The 14,394-nt window shown below is 70.0% G+C and carries 14 protein-coding genes; 7 read left to right on the top strand and 7 right to left on the bottom strand.

The window, feature by feature from the left end; translation table 11 throughout:
- The first annotated feature begins 86 nt into the window (after window positions 1-86).
- Both NL112_RS00400 and NL112_RS00395 read left to right on the top strand, forming a co-directional pair.
- On the top strand, window positions 87-1,130 hold the full coding sequence (locus NL112_RS00400; RefSeq protein ID WP_255150641.1) for an NAD(P)/FAD-dependent oxidoreductase: 1,044 nt from the start codon (window positions 87-89) through the stop codon (window positions 1,128-1,130).
- 191 nt (window positions 1,131-1,321) lie between these two features.
- A complete protein-coding gene (locus tag NL112_RS00395) occupies window positions 1,322-2,767 on the top strand; it encodes an amidase (protein WP_255150640.1) in 1,446 nt (481 codons plus the stop codon).
- On the opposite strand, the gene NL112_RS00390 is transcribed toward NL112_RS00395, so the two are convergent.
- Window positions 2,768-3,625: a hypothetical protein gene (locus NL112_RS00390; RefSeq protein ID WP_255150639.1), complete on the bottom strand. Its 858-nt coding sequence runs from the start codon at window positions 3,623-3,625 to the stop codon at window positions 2,768-2,770. It lies immediately after the preceding gene.
- A 63-nt stretch (window positions 3,626-3,688) separates the two neighbouring features.
- A complete protein-coding gene (locus NL112_RS00385) occupies window positions 3,689-4,027 on the bottom strand; it encodes a 2Fe-2S iron-sulfur cluster-binding protein (RefSeq protein ID WP_255150638.1) in 339 nt (112 codons plus the stop codon).
- A gap of 109 nt (window positions 4,028-4,136) precedes the next feature.
- Here NL112_RS00385 and NL112_RS00380 point away from each other — a divergent pair, with 109 nt between their 5' ends.
- Complete coding sequence (locus tag NL112_RS00380; RefSeq protein WP_255150637.1) at window positions 4,137-5,504, top strand: geranylgeranyl reductase family protein; 1,368 nt, start codon at window positions 4,137-4,139, stop codon at window positions 5,502-5,504.
- Window positions 5,505-5,703: 199 nt separating this feature from the next.
- Here the strand turns inward: NL112_RS00380 and NL112_RS00375 are convergent, their stop codons facing one another.
- The 3 genes from NL112_RS00375 to NL112_RS00365 all read right to left on the bottom strand — a co-directional run bounded on the left by NL112_RS00375 (window position 5,704) and on the right by NL112_RS00365 (window position 7,986).
- The gene (locus tag NL112_RS00375; protein ID WP_255150636.1) at window positions 5,704-6,216 is read right to left on the bottom strand and encodes a hypothetical protein; all 513 of its coding nucleotides are present in this window, start codon (window positions 6,214-6,216) and stop codon (window positions 5,704-5,706) included.
- Window positions 6,217-6,324: 108 nt separating this feature from the next.
- The gene (locus NL112_RS00370) at window positions 6,325-7,605 is read right to left on the bottom strand and encodes an amidohydrolase (protein ID WP_255150635.1); all 1,281 of its coding nucleotides are present in this window, start codon (window positions 7,603-7,605) and stop codon (window positions 6,325-6,327) included.
- A 57-nt stretch (window positions 7,606-7,662) separates the two neighbouring features.
- Window positions 7,663-7,986 carry an uS10/mL48 family ribosomal protein gene (locus NL112_RS00365; protein ID WP_255150634.1) on the bottom strand — a complete coding sequence of 108 codons (324 nt, stop codon included), beginning with the start codon at window positions 7,984-7,986 and terminating at the stop codon, window positions 7,663-7,665.
- Between the two features lie 97 nt (window positions 7,987-8,083).
- Between NL112_RS00365 and NL112_RS00360 the strand changes: the two genes are divergently transcribed.
- Window positions 8,084-8,584 (top strand): hypothetical protein, encoded by a 501-nt coding sequence (locus NL112_RS00360; protein ID WP_255150633.1) that lies wholly within the window; start codon window positions 8,084-8,086, stop codon window positions 8,582-8,584.
- 7 nt (window positions 8,585-8,591) lie between these two features.
- Here NL112_RS00360 and NL112_RS00355 read toward each other — a convergent pair whose 3' ends face one another.
- A complete protein-coding gene (locus NL112_RS00355) occupies window positions 8,592-10,337 on the bottom strand; it encodes a GMC family oxidoreductase N-terminal domain-containing protein (protein ID WP_255150632.1) in 1,746 nt (581 codons plus the stop codon).
- A complete protein-coding gene (locus NL112_RS00350; RefSeq protein WP_255150631.1) occupies window positions 10,337-11,413 on the bottom strand; it encodes a hypothetical protein in 1,077 nt (358 codons plus the stop codon). Before NL112_RS00350 ends, NL112_RS00355 begins: the two co-directional genes overlap by 1 nt.
- Window positions 11,414-11,563: 150 nt before the next feature.
- Between NL112_RS00350 and trpC the strand changes: the two genes are divergently transcribed.
- Genes trpC through trpA form a run of 3 tightly spaced genes read left to right on the top strand, consistent with a single transcriptional unit; the run spans window position 11,564 to window position 14,389 of the window.
- Window positions 11,564-12,322 (top strand): indole-3-glycerol phosphate synthase, encoded by a 759-nt coding sequence (gene trpC, locus NL112_RS00345; protein WP_255150630.1) that lies wholly within the window; start codon window positions 11,564-11,566, stop codon window positions 12,320-12,322.
- Window positions 12,309-13,550 (top strand): tryptophan synthase subunit beta, encoded by a 1,242-nt coding sequence (trpB, locus tag NL112_RS00340; protein WP_255150629.1) that lies wholly within the window; start codon window positions 12,309-12,311, stop codon window positions 13,548-13,550. Before trpC ends, trpB begins: the two co-directional genes overlap by 14 nt.
- Window positions 13,547-14,389, top strand: coding sequence for a tryptophan synthase subunit alpha (trpA, locus tag NL112_RS00335; RefSeq protein ID WP_255150628.1), 843 nt, complete (start codon window positions 13,547-13,549; stop codon window positions 14,387-14,389). The genes trpB and trpA overlap by 4 nt, the downstream gene beginning before the upstream one ends.
- Window positions 14,390-14,394 lie beyond the last annotated feature (5 nt).

Here is a 14,394-nt window from a genome sequence, read left to right as displayed (position 1 = left end):
CTCGGGCGCGCGGCGGGAAGGGCGTTTCGGGGCGGGGTTACTGCCAGTTCACCGTGGAGTTATGGGTTTCAGGCCGGTAGGGACGGATGATGACCGACACTCAGGAGTACGACGTGACCGTCGTCGGCGGCGGCCCGGCCGGGCTGACGACGGCGCTGTACACGACGCGGCTCGGACTCGACACTGCGATGGTGAACCGCGGCGGCGGCCGCGCGGCGATGATGCTCGACACCCACAACGTCATCGGGGTCACCGAGGACGTGTCGGGCAACGAGTTCCTCCAGACCGCCGTCGAGCAGATTCAGTCGTACGGCGCCGACTACTATCGTGACACCGTCACCGACGTCTCGGAGACCGAGGACGGTCGCTACCGAATCGAGGCGAGCGACGTGACGACGCTGACGGAGTACGTCGTGTTCGCCACCGGCTTCTCGGACGTGCGGCCCGACCCGCCGCTTCCGCGGACGGGGAAGGGGCTCCACTACTGTCTTCACTGTGACGCCTACATGTTCGTCGACGAACCCGTCTACGTGATGGGTACCGGCGACTCGGCGGCGTACGTGGCGATGATACTGCTGAACTTCACCGACGAGGTCGACCTGCTCACGCGCGGGGAGGCGCCCGAGTGGTCCGAGGAGACGGCCGCCCTGCTGGAGGCCCACCCCGTCGACGTGATTCACGAGGAAATCGACTCGATGGAGAAGGGCGAGGACGGCTGGCTGGAGGCGTTCGTGTTCGAGGACGGCACGCGCCGCGAGTACCGCGGCGGATTCCCGATGTACGGCTCCGAGTACAACACCGCCCTGGCCGAGAGCGTGGGCGTCGAGTTGAACGACGACGGCACCGTCGCCGTCGACGACCACGGCCGCACGAACGTCGACCGGGTGTACGCGGTCGGCGACGTGACGCCCGGCCACAACCAGATCCCCGTCGCCCTGGGCGAGGGGGCGAAAGCCGGCATCGCCATCCACATGGACGCCCGCACGTTCCCGATGGACCGCGAGGAGATAGACGCCCACGGTGGACGCGTCCCAGACGACGCCGTGCCGGCCATCTCCGACCGCCTCCGCGAGCGCGCTCGCGCTCACGAGGGCGGCCCGTCGGAGGAGACGGCCGCCGCGGACGACTGAGGCGGCGAAGATTCAAGTACCGGAACGCGACCACCGTCCCCGTGACGTAGCGCACGTCGCGGACGGAACTCGGCGGGAGCGTGGTCCACCCGTCCGCGCGACGTTGCGGGGGCCGCCTGTCAGCCATCCGAAACCGGTAGCGCCTGCTGGGTGGGAAAACGCCTATGCTACTCCTCGCCACACCGCCGGGCATGGACTACTACCGGAGTGCCGTCGAGACGGCGGCGGCCGTGAAAGCCGGTGACATATCGCCGGTCGAACTCGTCGACGCGTTCCTCGAGCGCATCGCCGAGCGCAACGACCTGTCGAACGCCTACGTCACGGTCATCGACGAGGAGGCCCGCGAGATGGCCCGCGAGGCGGAGCGTGCGGTCGAGCGGGGCGACGACCTCGGCCCCCTGCACGGTGTCCCGGTCGCGCTGAAGGACCTCTACGCCCACAAGGCGGGGGTCCGGACGACGTTCGGTGCGAAGCCGTTCGCCGACCACGTCGCCGACAGCGACGCGGTCATCACCGAACGGCTCGAAGCCGCGGGCGCCATCCCGCTCGGGAAGACGAACACGCCGGAGTTCGGCCACAAGCCCCGCACGGACAACGAACTCGTCGGGCCGACGGGGACGCCGTTCGCCCGCGACCGCATCGCCGGCGGCTCCTCGGGAGGGTCGGCGGCGGCGCTGGCGGACGGGCTCACCACCGTCGCCACGGGGTCGGACGTCGGCGGGTCGCTCCGCGTGCCCGCCTCCTGCTGTCACGTCGCCTCCGTCAAGCCAACCTACGGGCTGATTCCAAGCGACCGGCGGCCCGACGCCTTCTCGTCGCACACGCCGACTGGGGTCGTCGGACCGATGGCCCGGACGGTCGACGACCTCGCACTGTTGCTCGACGTGCTCGTCGGTTCGGACGACCGCGACCCGTTCTCCGTCCCGCATCCCGGCGACGACTACCCCGCGGCGACCGACCGCGCTTCCGAGGACCTCTCGGTGGCGTACTCGCCGGACCTCGACGCGTTCACCGTCGAGCAGGCGGTACTCGAGGCCGTCGAGGACGCGCTCGATGCCGTCGGTGACGCGGGCGTCACCGTCGCCGAGGCCGGCCTCGACGGGCCGCCGAAGTCGGACCTCCAGCACGCCTTCTCGGTGCAGGCCACCGCGAAGTTCGCCACGCTCGCCCGCGAAATCGAGGACGAACACGGCATCGACCTCGCGGGCGACCGGGCCGACGAGATGTCGCAGTCGTTCGTCAACACGGTCCTGATGGGCCGGGGTCACGAGGCCGTCGAACACAACGTCCAGAACGTCACCCGGACCGCGATGTACGACGCCGTCGAAGCGGCGCTGGAGGGTCACGACGCGCTGGTGTGTCCGACCCTGGCGGTCCCGCCGTTCCCGCTCGACGACCCGGACCCGACCGAAATCGCGGGCGAACCGGCCAACGGCACGCTCACCGACTGGACGCTGTCGTGGGTGTTCAACGTCACCGGCCATCCGGTCGTCTGCGTCCCGGCCGGGCTGACCGACGACGGGCTCCCGGTCGGGCTCCAGTTGGTCGGCAACCGCTACGCGGAGGCGGACCTGCTTGCGGTCGCGGCCGTGTTCGAGCGGGCGAACCCGTGGGTGAAAACGTACCCCGGCCGGTAGTCACGCGCTCGTGGGTCGTGGAGCGTCCTGTCGTTCCCGGTCGATGCCCGGCGACACCAGCGTCGTGACGTGCGCGACGATGAAGCCGAGGGCGAACCCCAGCAGGTGAGCGTGCAGGTTCACCATCGTCCCCGCCGCGCCGGGGTCGCGTGGGAACGCGACGAAGGGGTACGCGACGAACAGACCGACGGCGACGCCGGCGAGTTCGAAGTACCCCGGTTGGGCCGCCGCCGCGCGGAGACGCGGGACCACGTCGCTCGGTCGCCCGATGCCGCCGACGAACAGCATGGCGGCCAGAAGCGCCGCCGCGGCCAGCCCGACCGACTGGACCGTCCCCGGGACGGCGACGGCGGCGATGAGCGCCGCCGCGAGGAAGAACGCAGGCGGCGCGTAGGCGGGGTCAACGCGGCCTGCGAACCGGGCGCCCACGTATCGGGTCAGCGTGAACGCCAGCAGGCCGACGAGGGCGGCGTTGATTCCCGAGAAACCGAGGAGGACCGACCCGCCGCCGACCACCAGCTCCAGGCCCGAGAGCGCGAACGGGAACGCGACGAGGAACGTCGCGAACCCGGTGAGAAACAGCCAGCGGTCGCCACTCAACAGACACAGCAGGTACACCAGCGGGGCGAAAAGCAGGTAGGCCGCGAGGTTCGACAGCAGGTGTCCGGTCGTCAGATGCACGTAGTGAGAGACGAACGCCGTCACCAGCGTCGGGTCGGCCGGACTGAACGCGAGCGCGACACGTCCGGCCCGCGGAAGCGTCGCCAGCACGGCGAGCACCAGCGGCACCACGGCCAGCAGGGCTACGTCCCGCCGTCGGGCACGGTCACGCACCTCCCGGGTGAAGCCGCCGTCCATGCACTGCAAAACAACGGCTCCATACTTGAGGGTCGGACGCGGCTCAGGACTCGAAACGGCGCGTCAGTCGTCGTCCGCGAACGCCGCGCCCGCCGCCTCGTCGCCGGCGTCCTCGATGCTCGGCGGGTACTTCCCGCGGTCGAGTTTCAGGTCCGAGGCGGGACGAGCCATGCACGTTAGTGCGAACCGCTCGGCCTCCTCCTCGGTGAGGCCCCGCTTGACCGCGACTGTCTGCTCGACCTCGCCCTCGATTATCTCCGCGGTGCAGGCCAGACACATGCCGACGCGACAGGAGTACTCCTGTGCGATACCCTCCTCGATGCACCGCGACAGGATGGTCTCCTTGTCGGAGACGGTTATCTCCTCGCCCGTCCCCACGAACTCGACGGTGTAGTCGGTCATACCGGAACGAGCCCACCCGACGGCAAAACTCTTTCCGGATTCACTGACCTCCGCGAAACGACGGAACGGTGAATAAAGAGTTTTCCCCGTCGCGCGGTACCAAACTGGCATGACTACCCACGAGTACGACGTCGTCGTCGTCGGCGCGGGCACGGGCGGGTCGTACGCCGCCGCGACGATTGCGGAGGCGGGCTACGACGTCGTCATCGTCGAGCGGAAAGACGCCGAGGAGGCCGGGCATATCGCGTGTGGCGACGCGCTCAAGGGTGCGAACAACTTCCCCGAGGAGATACCGAAATCGCGGCTCGAACCCGCGTTCACGAACACCGCGGTCGACCACGGGCGGTTCGAGGCCCCCCGACAGGACGTGGAACTCGACATCCCCGTGCCGGGCGAGTTGGCGGTCATCGACCGCAAGAAGTACGGCGAACTCGTCATCGAGGGCGCCGTCGACGCCGGCGCCGAGGTCCACTACGACACCGTCGTCAAGTCGCTGAAACAGGAAGACGGCCGCGTCACGGGCGTCACCGCGGTCAAGCGCGGCACGCCCGTGACGTACGAGGCCGAGATGGTCATCGACGGCGCCGGCGCACTCTCGATTCTGCAGGACACTGCGGACTTCTCGGAGGCGACGTTCGACACGAACGTCCGGTTCTCGCAGTTCTCATCGGCGTACCGCGAAATCGTCGAGGTCGACGAGCCGGTCGACTGGTACGACGCGCTGGTGTTCAAGCCGACGAAGCGGTCGGCGGGCTACCTCTGGTACTTCCCGCGCACGCCGACGGAAATAAACGTCGGCCTGGGTTTCCAGATGAGCGAGGAGCCGATGAAACTGGTCGGTGACCTCCGGGAGGACCTCCAGCAACGCGAGGAGTTCGAGAACGCGACCGTGAAGGACAAACTCGGCGCCGCTCTCCCGACCCGCCGCACGTACGACTCGGGGACGGCCCCGGGCTACATCGCGGTCGGCGACGCCGCGGCCCACGTCAACCCCATCTCCGGCGGCGGCATCGCCGGCGCCGCCTACTCCGGCAAGTACGCCGGCCAGCAGGCAATCGAGGCCATCGAGAGCGAGGACTACTCCGAGGCGAGCCTCTGGGAGTACAACAGCCGCGTGATGGACCACTTCGGCGGCCGCTACGCCGCGCTCGACGTCTACAACATCTTCTCGACCGCCTACGAGATTTCGGACCTGACTGCGCTCGCCGGGGCAATCCCGGGTCGACAGATTTCGGAGGCGCTGTACTCGGGGTCGTCGGGCGTCAGCCCCCTGCTGGCGCTCCGGACGCTGTGGCGCGCACGCGGCCACCTCGACACCATCCGCGACCTCTACGGGACGAAACAGCTCGCGGACCGCCTGCTCGACCACTACGAGGACTACCCGGACGCGCCGGCAGGGTTCGACGCCTGGAAGGACCAGCGCGACGCCATCATGGACGACATCTACGCGGAGACGGGCGCGGAAGCGAAGTACTGAGGTCACGCGCCACGGCGCTTTTGTCGCGCCCGACGCACACGTTCGTCCGTATGTCCGCGTTCGAGGAGAGGCGTCCCCAGCCGCAGTGACTTCGACGCCGGGAGAAGGCGAAACGGCCCCCGCCCCGTGATGGAGCGAGGGCCGGTGGGTGCCTCTGGGAGGGAAACAGCTACTGCGCGAGCGGGGTGAAGGGCCGAACTTACGCCTGCGCCCGGTCCGGGAGCGCCTGCGGGTCGTCGTCGGTCTCGTCGTCGGCCGTCTCGTTGGCGTCCTCGTCGCTCGCCTCGTCCGGCGTCACGCCGTCGAGCGCCTCGCCGAGGCTGTCGACGGTGCCGTCGAGGTAGCCGTTGATGACCGAGTGAATCTCCTCGACGTGGTCCGGGACCTGCTCGGGCATGTCAGCCGGCGGCCCCTGCTGGCCGTCAGCGGCCTCGTCCGCGTCCTCGGCGTTCCCGTCGTCCGCGTCCGAGGCGTTCGTCGGGTCGTCCTCGCGCTCGTCCGTCGCGGTGTCGTTGGCGTACTCGTCACCGCGCTCCTCCGACGCGTCGTCGTCACCGTCCTCGGCGTCGGTCACGCCGTCGTTCGCGTGTTCGTCCGCCTGTGTCCCCGAATCGTCCGGTGCGTTGCCCGGCATGGCGGCGACGGCGCCCGCGCCGCCGGCCACCACGACCATGGCCGCGAGCAGCGTCGCGGCGAGCTGTTTCACGTTCATCGCATCCTTCCCTACACTGCTCGGGGTACTTAGAGGGGTGTTTCAGTTCTCCCGAATTCAGGAGCTTGAACGGCTCTGAACGGCGATAAACGGAGTAAACGGTCGTCGTCAGCGCGACGATGCGCCGAGGTCCAGTATCGTCCCCGCCAGCGTGTCGACGGCGATGGGGATGGTGGCCTCGTCGGTGTCGAACGTCGCGGTGTGGTGGCCGGTGGGGTGGTCGGTGCCGACGCAGACGAACGAGGCCGTCCCGCCCCGGTTCTGGACGTGCCGCATCAGGTACGTCGCGTCCTCACTGCCCCCGAGGTCGTCGTTCCGGACGACCGAACTGACGCCGTCGACGCCGCTCGCCACCTCGGAGACCACGTCGACGAGCGCGTCGTCGCTGACCGCGCTGGGCGCGTCCCCCACCACGTCGACGTCGACCTCGCAGTCGTAGCTCCGGGCGGCGCCTTCGAGCGCGCTCATCGCGTGCTGGTACATGTACTCCTTCAGGTCGGTGGTCTCGCCCCGGACTTCGGCTTCGAGGCGTGCGGACTCGGGGATGATGTTCGAGGCCGTGCCGCCCTCGACACGGCCGGCGTTGACCCGCGTCTCGCCCGCCGAGTGGCGGGGGATACCGTACAGCCCCTGTATCGCGGCCGCGAGCGACTGCACCGCGTTGCGCCCCTCCTCGGGCGCGTCGCCAGCGTGGGCCGGCGCGCCGGTGAACTCCGCGTGGAACTGCGTCACCGCGAGGAACCCGTCGATGCCCGCGACGACTTCGCCCGTGGGGTGATGGAGACCGACGTGGACAGCCAGCAGGTGGTCGACGTCGTCGAGATGGCCCGACTCGGCCATCGCCTTCCCGCCCCCGACGACCTCCTCCGCGGGCTGAAAGAGTACCTTCAGCGTTCCCTCGAAGTCGCTGTCCTTCACGCGCTGGAGCACGCCCAGGCCGATGGTCATGTGGGCGTCGTGGCCGCAGGCGTGCATCGTCCCCTCGTGTTCGGAACGGAACCCCTCGCGTGCGGGGAGGTGGTCGTCGTCGGTGCTCTCGGTGATGGGGAGCGCGTCGATGTCGACGCGGAGCGCGACGGTCGGCCCCTCGCCCTTCTCCAGGACGGCGATTGCGCCGGTGTGGCCGCCCGCGCATTTCTCCAGCACGTCCTCGCGGGCGCCCGCCTCGCGGGCCCGCTCGTACCAGTCGGCGATCTCCTCGTCGTCCGGGACGGCCATCCGTGCGTCGCTGTCGAGCACCTCGCGGCCGACGTACAGGTCGTCGACGCCGATGCGCTCTATCTCGTCGACGACCCGCGAGGTGGTGTAGAACTCCCGCCACGCCGGCTCGGGCGTGCGGTGTAGCTCCCGGCGCAACTCCACCAGCGCGTCGCGCGAACTGAGACTCATATCCTCCCCGTCGGTCCCCGGGGTTAACTGCCTTTCCGGGACCGGCCCTCCGGCGCGTTACCGTCCCATCCCGCGCGTCTGCTTCACGTCGGCCTCGATGTGGATGCTGGAGGGGTAGTCGTCGCCCGCCACCTGGCGGGCGAACTCGTCGTTGCCGTGAATCTCTATCTCGCGGGAGTAGACCGTGTACCGCCAGTTATCGAACCCCTCCGTCGCGTCGAGTCGCTTCTTCTGGGGGACGTGCAGGTCGCTCGTCGGCTTCGGGTGCGGTCCCTTCAGTTCGACGCCCTTCTGCTCGGCGCTGTGTTTGATGTCGTCGACGACGCGGTCCAGCGCGTCCCGGTCCCCGCTCTGGAACGTGAGTTTGGTGACGAAGGGCATCCTTGCCGGGTCAAGCGTGCGCGCGGCCAAAAGCTCACCCCTTCGCGCCGGGTGGGGTCGCCGGACGATTTTTCGCTCCCCGGTTCGAGGCGCGTCCATGAGCAACGGGCTGGGTGCGGGGTTCGGGTTCCTCCTGCTGGTGGGCGTGCTCCTCGTCGTCGCGGGACTGCTCGGAGTCGTCACCGTGGCCGCCCTCGTGCTCCGTCTACTCCGGAGTCGGGTGCCGGTCGTCGTCCGCTATCTCGCCGGCGGCCTGCTCGGCGTCGTCGTCGCCGTCGCCGGGTTCGGTGTCCTCGCGCTGTACGACGAAGCGTGGCTGGGGGCGGTCCTGCTGGTCGCGCTCGTGTGGGTGCCGCTGGCGGCCGTCGCGGGGCGGGCACGGCTGGCCGGTCGCCGGTGGCGCGTCGTCGTCGTCACCGCGGCGATGGCGTGGCCGCTCCCGTTCGCCGCGGGCGTGGCCCTGACGTTCGGCGTCTCGGTGGTCGGCGTCCCGTCGCCTGCCGTTGGGGCGGTCCTCGCCGGCGTCGTCGCGGCCGGTGGCACGCTCCTCGTGGGCGAGTTCCTGCCGCGGGGTCTGGTCGAGGGAGCCGGGACCTGACGAGCCGTCAGTTCGTGCTCGCGCGGTCGGGGAAGTAGCGCTCGACGATGTGGTCGGCGGTCCGCGCGGCCAGCGCCTGTCCCGTGTTCGTCGGGTTCGGCCCGCCGAGCGAGTTCGCCATCACGGAGTGGTCCGCGACGAACAGGCGGTCGAGGTCGTACGCCTCACAGCAGGGGTCGACCACCTTCCCCATCCGCATCGTCGAGTGGATGTGGATGGCCGTCGGCGGCGAGTCCGACCGGTGGACGTGGTCGGCGCCCGCCGACCGCAGGATGCGCGCACAGATGCGGGAGAGCTCGTCCCGGCGCTGGATGTCGCCCTCGCTGGGCGAGTAGTTGACCAGCGGCACCGGCCCGTGTTCGTCGGACGCGCCGGGCGCGACGGTGACGTTGTTCCGCTCGTGGGGCCGGTCGTCCGTCACCACGAGCACCGGGAGCATCCGCCGGTAGTCCGACAGCAGGCGCTTCAACTGTGGCCCGGCCAGCCGCCCCTCGGTGTCCCACGGCTCGTTCGCGGGGTCGTTCGTGAACGTGAACCCCGACGAGGAGGCGCCAAACCCGAGGATGGCCTGGATGCCCGGCTTCGTACCGGTGGTCTGCAACATCCCGAGGCCGGGGTAGTCGAACCGCGCGGCGATGACCTCGCCCTCGTGCTGGTCGACGCGCTCCTTGCCGACCCGCTGGAGCAGTTCGGCGCGGGCGTCGTCGCCGCGCCACAGCCCCATCACGTTGTCGCCGAAGTGGATGGTCAGCCCCTTGCCGACGTGCTCGTTGTTCGGCAGGTCGGAGTTGAGCCAGAGCCGCGGCGTCTCTATCGACCCCGCGGACAGCACCACCACCTCGGCGTCGACCCGTTCGGTGGAGCCGTCCCAGGTGTCCCGGAAGGTGACGCCCGTCGCCTCCGGCGTTCCCAGCACCGAATCCGTGTGCACGTCCGTCACGAACGCGTTCGGGCGGACCGTGACGTTGCCCGTCTCCATCGCCGCGGGCACGAACGAGATGTTGGCGGACTGCTTCGCCTTCTCCTCGTAGGGTGCGCCCTCGGGGAACGGGTTACCCGATATCTCCCCGAGCGCCATCGTGTGCCCCTCGACGTCGGGGTACTCGACGGCCCCCTCGTAGTCGGCGTCGACGTGGAGCTTCTCGCTGGGCTGTTTGATGGCGTTCGGCTGGGGCCGGTAGCCGGGTTCGTCGACGTTCTTCTTGTCGAGCAGGTCCCAGCCCTGCTCCTCGGCGCCCTGGAAGAACAGTTCCTCCTTGGCCGTGACCGGTGCGGGCGCGACGCCGGTCATCGCCTCCACCTCCTCGTAGTAGGGGACCAGGTCGTCGTAGGTGAAGTTGGAGGGCCAGTGGCCCTGCTCGTCGATGGCCGCGGGGTAGGCTCGCGGGTGGTTCGACGTGTAGATGAGGGTGGTGCCGCCGACGCCCGCGGCCTGGATGGTGGCGCCGTCGCCGGGGAACTTGCGGAACCAGAAGCCCCGGTCGTGGTCCGCCGGACCCCACAGCAGTTTCTCGGTCATCTCCAGTTCCCGGGTCGTGAACTGCTCGTCGAGCAGGTCGCCCGAGAGATCACTCGGGTCCGAGGAGGCCTCCCCCCCGGGCTCCTCGTGGGGGTTCGGCCACTGCTCGTTGCCGTGGAACGGGCCGGCCTCAAGCACCAGCACGTCCAGCCCCGCCCTCCCGAGTTTCCACGCGGCGACGGGGCCGTCGCCGCCCGCCCCGACGACGACCACGTCGTACGAGTCCTGCACCATCAGCGGTCACCTCCGGCCGCGTCGAGCAGGCCACCGTCGAGGAGTCCGCCGTCGCCCGGTCGCCCGTCCTCGGAAGTGCCGCCGGTCGGGGCCTCGGGTGGGCTGGGCGCGTCGCCGCCGGTCTGTCCGGTGCCGAGCGGGTCCTCGGTCGCCGGCTCCCCGTCCGTGGGGAACACCTCCTCGTAGCCCGAGGTGTCGTACTCGTTGTCGCGGAACTCGCCCGACTCGAAGGTGATGGTGCGCTCGCCCACCTCGTCCCAGACGTCGCCCGCGCCCAGCGACACGTCGTCGCCGCCCCAGTAGCCGCGGAACGCCGCGTAACCGTCCGCGAACCCGGGGAAATCGGTCTGTCGCCACGACTGGACGGCGTCGTCGTCGTTCGTGAACGCCCGCTCGGACGGCGGCACGGAGATGTCCTCGTACCCCTGCCACTCGCTGTAGTAGACGACCTCGGTGAACCCGACAAGCAGGGTCGGCACCAGTCCGCCGTCGCTCTCGACGAGCGGGAGCGGGGTGTCGGTCGCTAGCTGTGCGACGTCGAGTTCCTTCTCGTCGAACAGCGTCAGGGCGTTCAGCCGGTCGCGCCGCGAGAGCCGGGGGAACAGCCCCGCGGCGGCCACGTCGACGGCCTCCCCGAGCGTCGTCGAGCGGTCGGTCAACTCGCGGACGAACCGCGGGGACGGCTGGTCGTCGTTGCGGCCCCGCGCGAGCAGTTCGACCGCCGCCTCCTCCAGAACGGTCGCCACTACCTCGGCGAGTCGCAGGTCGCCCGTGCGGTCACCGACCGGCGTCAGCCCCGAGAACAGCGTGTTGACGTACTCGACGAGGTAGGCGTCGAGCCCGGTTTCGAGGCCGCCCGGGACGTGCTCGTCGCCAAGGTCGTCGGCCAACTCGGGCGTCCGCGGGATGACCGCGTCCGTGACGGCCGCGTACGTCAGTTGCGTGTGCGGGTCGGTGTCCGGGACGGGCGGTTCGTCGTCGCTCGCGGCCTCCGCCGCGGCCGACAGCAACGACAGCCCCCCTGCCGCTCCGACCGACCGGACGAGGCTCCGTCGGTCGAGCGTAAACTCTGCCATCGTTGTCCGTGTATTCGGTACACAGCCCGTTAGGCGTTCGGCCCGTTACGTCCGGGCGTTGAAGTCACGGGCGCGAGCGGGTCACGTCCGCCCGCTCGGCGCTCCCACGACGCAAGCCTTATGTACAAATCAGTCCGGTAGTGTACAGTAATGAACACTGAGGAGATGGCCCCGGCCGTCCGCTCCATCCTCGACGCCGCCCGGAAGCGCGGTGCCGGCGGCGAGCGCGTGTCGGTCGCGGCCCGGTCGCTTCCGGCGGCGTTCGCCGCCGCGGAGGCCGACGGCCGGGTACCGATTATCGCGGAGGTGAAGCCGACGAGTCCGACGACCGACGGCCAGCGGGACGACGACCCCGTCGACCTCGCCGAGGAGATGGTCGCCGGCGGCGCCGCGGCGCTGTCGGTGCTGACCGAACCCGACCACTTCGGCGGGTCGCCCGAGACGCTCCGGCGCGTCCGCGAGGCCGTCGACGTGCCGGTCCTCCGGAAGGATTTCCTGCTGGAGGAAGCGCAACTGGACGCCGTCGCGGCCGACGTCGTCCTGCTCATCGCGCGGTTCGTCGGCGACGACCTCCCCCGACTGGTCGATGCGGCCCGCGACCGGGGGTTCCAGGTGCTCGTCGAGACCCACTCCCGCGCGGAGGTCGCGGCCGCCGTCGAGGCGGGCGCCGACATCGTGGGGGTCAACAACCGCGACCTCGCGGCTCTGGAAGTCGACCTCGGCACGTTCGAGCGCGTCGCGCCCGCGGTGCCAGACGACGCCACGTTGATTGCGGAGAGCGGCATAGCCACCGACGACGACGTTTCGCGGATGCGCCGTGCCGGGGCCGACGCCTGTCTCGTCGGCTCCGCCATCATGGACGGGGACGTCCGCGAGAACACACACCGACTCACGCATGTCTCAGAGTAAGTTCGGAGAGTACGGCGGACAGTACGTGCCCGAGGCACTCATGCCCGCCATCGAGGAGTTACAGGACGCCTACCAGCGGTACGTCCTCGACAACGAGGACGGGTTCATGGACGAGTTCCGCGAGCGCATCCGGGAGTTCGGCGGCCGCCCCACGCCGCTCCAGCGCGCGGACAACCTCTCGGAGCGGTACGGCTTCGAGGTGTACCTCAAACGCGAGGACCTGCTCCACGGCGGCGCACACAAACTCAACAACGCCCTCGGGCAGTGTCTGCTGGCGAAGTACATGGGGAAGGAGCGCATCATCGCCGAGACGGGTGCGGGTCAGCACGGCACCGCGACGGCGATGGCCGCGGCCCACCTCGACATGCCCTGCGAGATATACATGGGCCGGCGCGACATCAACCGCCAGCGCCCCAACGTGTTCCGGATGCGCATCAACGGCGCCGAGGTGAACCCCGTCGACGTGGGGCGGGGCACCCTGAAGGAAGCCATCTCCGAGACGATGCGCGACTGGGCGACGACGGTGGAGAACACCCACTACGTCATCGGGTCGGTCGTCGGGCCGGCCCCGTTCCCGGCGATGGTGCGTGACTTCCACCGAGTCATCAGCGAGGAGACGGTCCGGCAGTCCCGCGAGCAGGTGGGCCGCCTGCCCGACTCCGTAGTCGCCTGCGCCGGCGGCGGGTCGAACACGATGGGCATCTTCGCCGAGTTGGTCGACACCGACGTCGACCTGTTCGCGGTGGAGGCCGGTGGGTCGTCGCTCGCCGTCGACGAACAGCGCGGCGTCGCTCCCAACTCCGCGTCGCTGTCGACGGGCACCGAGGGCGTACTCCACGGTGCGCGCACCAAACTCCTGCAGGACTCCGACGGGCAGATAATGGAGTCGCATTCGGTCTCGTCGGGGCTCGACTACGCGGGCGTCGGCCCGGAACTCGCGCACCTCGTCGACGAGGGGCGCGTCCGCGCGGTCAACGTCGACGACGACGCCGCGCTGGAGGCGTTCCACCGGCTCTCCCGTGAGGAGGGTATCATCCCGGCGCTCGAATCCGCCCACGCCGTCGCCTACCTGGAGGCGGCGACTGCCGAGGAACTCGGCGACGTGGTGGTCGTCAACGTCTCCGGCCGGGGCGACAAGGACCTCGAGGCCGTCATCGAGGAGACCGACGACCGCGACATCGACGCGGCGCCGACGATGGACGTGTTCGACGAGCGGGGGGACCGATGACGAACCCCGCCATCGCGGCGGCGTTCGCCGACGAACCGGCGTTCGTCCCGTATCTCGCGGCGGGCGACCCGTCGTTCGAGGCCTCGCAGGCGTACGTCGAGGCGCTCGTCGCGGGCGGCGCCGACGTCGTGGAACTCGGCCTCCCCTTCTCGGAGCCCATCGCGGAGGGCGAGACCATCCAGAACGCCATCGTCCGCGCGCTGGAGGCGGGGATGACCGTCGAGCGCTACTTCGAGTTCGTCGAGGCGCTCGACGTGGACGTGCCCGTCGTCTGCATGACCTACTACAACCTCATCTACCAGTACGGAACGGAGGGGGGGCCGGCACCGTTCGTGCGCCGCGCCGCCGAGGTGGGCATCGACGGGTTCGTCGTGCCGGACCTGCCCGCGGAGGAGGCCGACCCCCTGCGCGAGGCCTGCGACGAACACGGACTCGATTTGGTGTTCATCGTCGCCCCCACGACGGACGACGCGCGACTGGAGCGGCTGGCGTCGCTGTCGTCGGGCTACCTCTACGTGCAGGCGCGGCTCGGGGTCACCGGCGCACGCGACGACGTGAGCGGCCAGACCACCGAGAGCCTCGCGCGGTTGCAGGCGTACGACCTGCCGAAGGCCGTCGGGTTCGGCATCAAGACCGGCGAGCACGCCCGCGACATCGTCGCCGGCGGTGCCGACGGCATCATCGTCGGGAGCGCGCTCGTCGACATCGTCGCCGAGGGCCACGAGAACGACGCGCCCGTTTCGGAGACGGCGGACCGCCTCGAAGCGAAGGCCCGCGAACTCAAGGAGGGCGCGGTCGCCGGCGCGGCGCAACGCACGCCGGGACCGGAACGGACTTGAACGGA

The organism is Halorarius halobius (assembly GCF_024298865.1).
GTDB lineage: Archaea > Halobacteriota > Halobacteria > Halobacteriales > Haloarculaceae > Halorarius > Halorarius halobius.
Note: the sequence above shows the minus strand (reverse complement) of the source record. Positions and strands in the feature narration are given on the sequence as shown.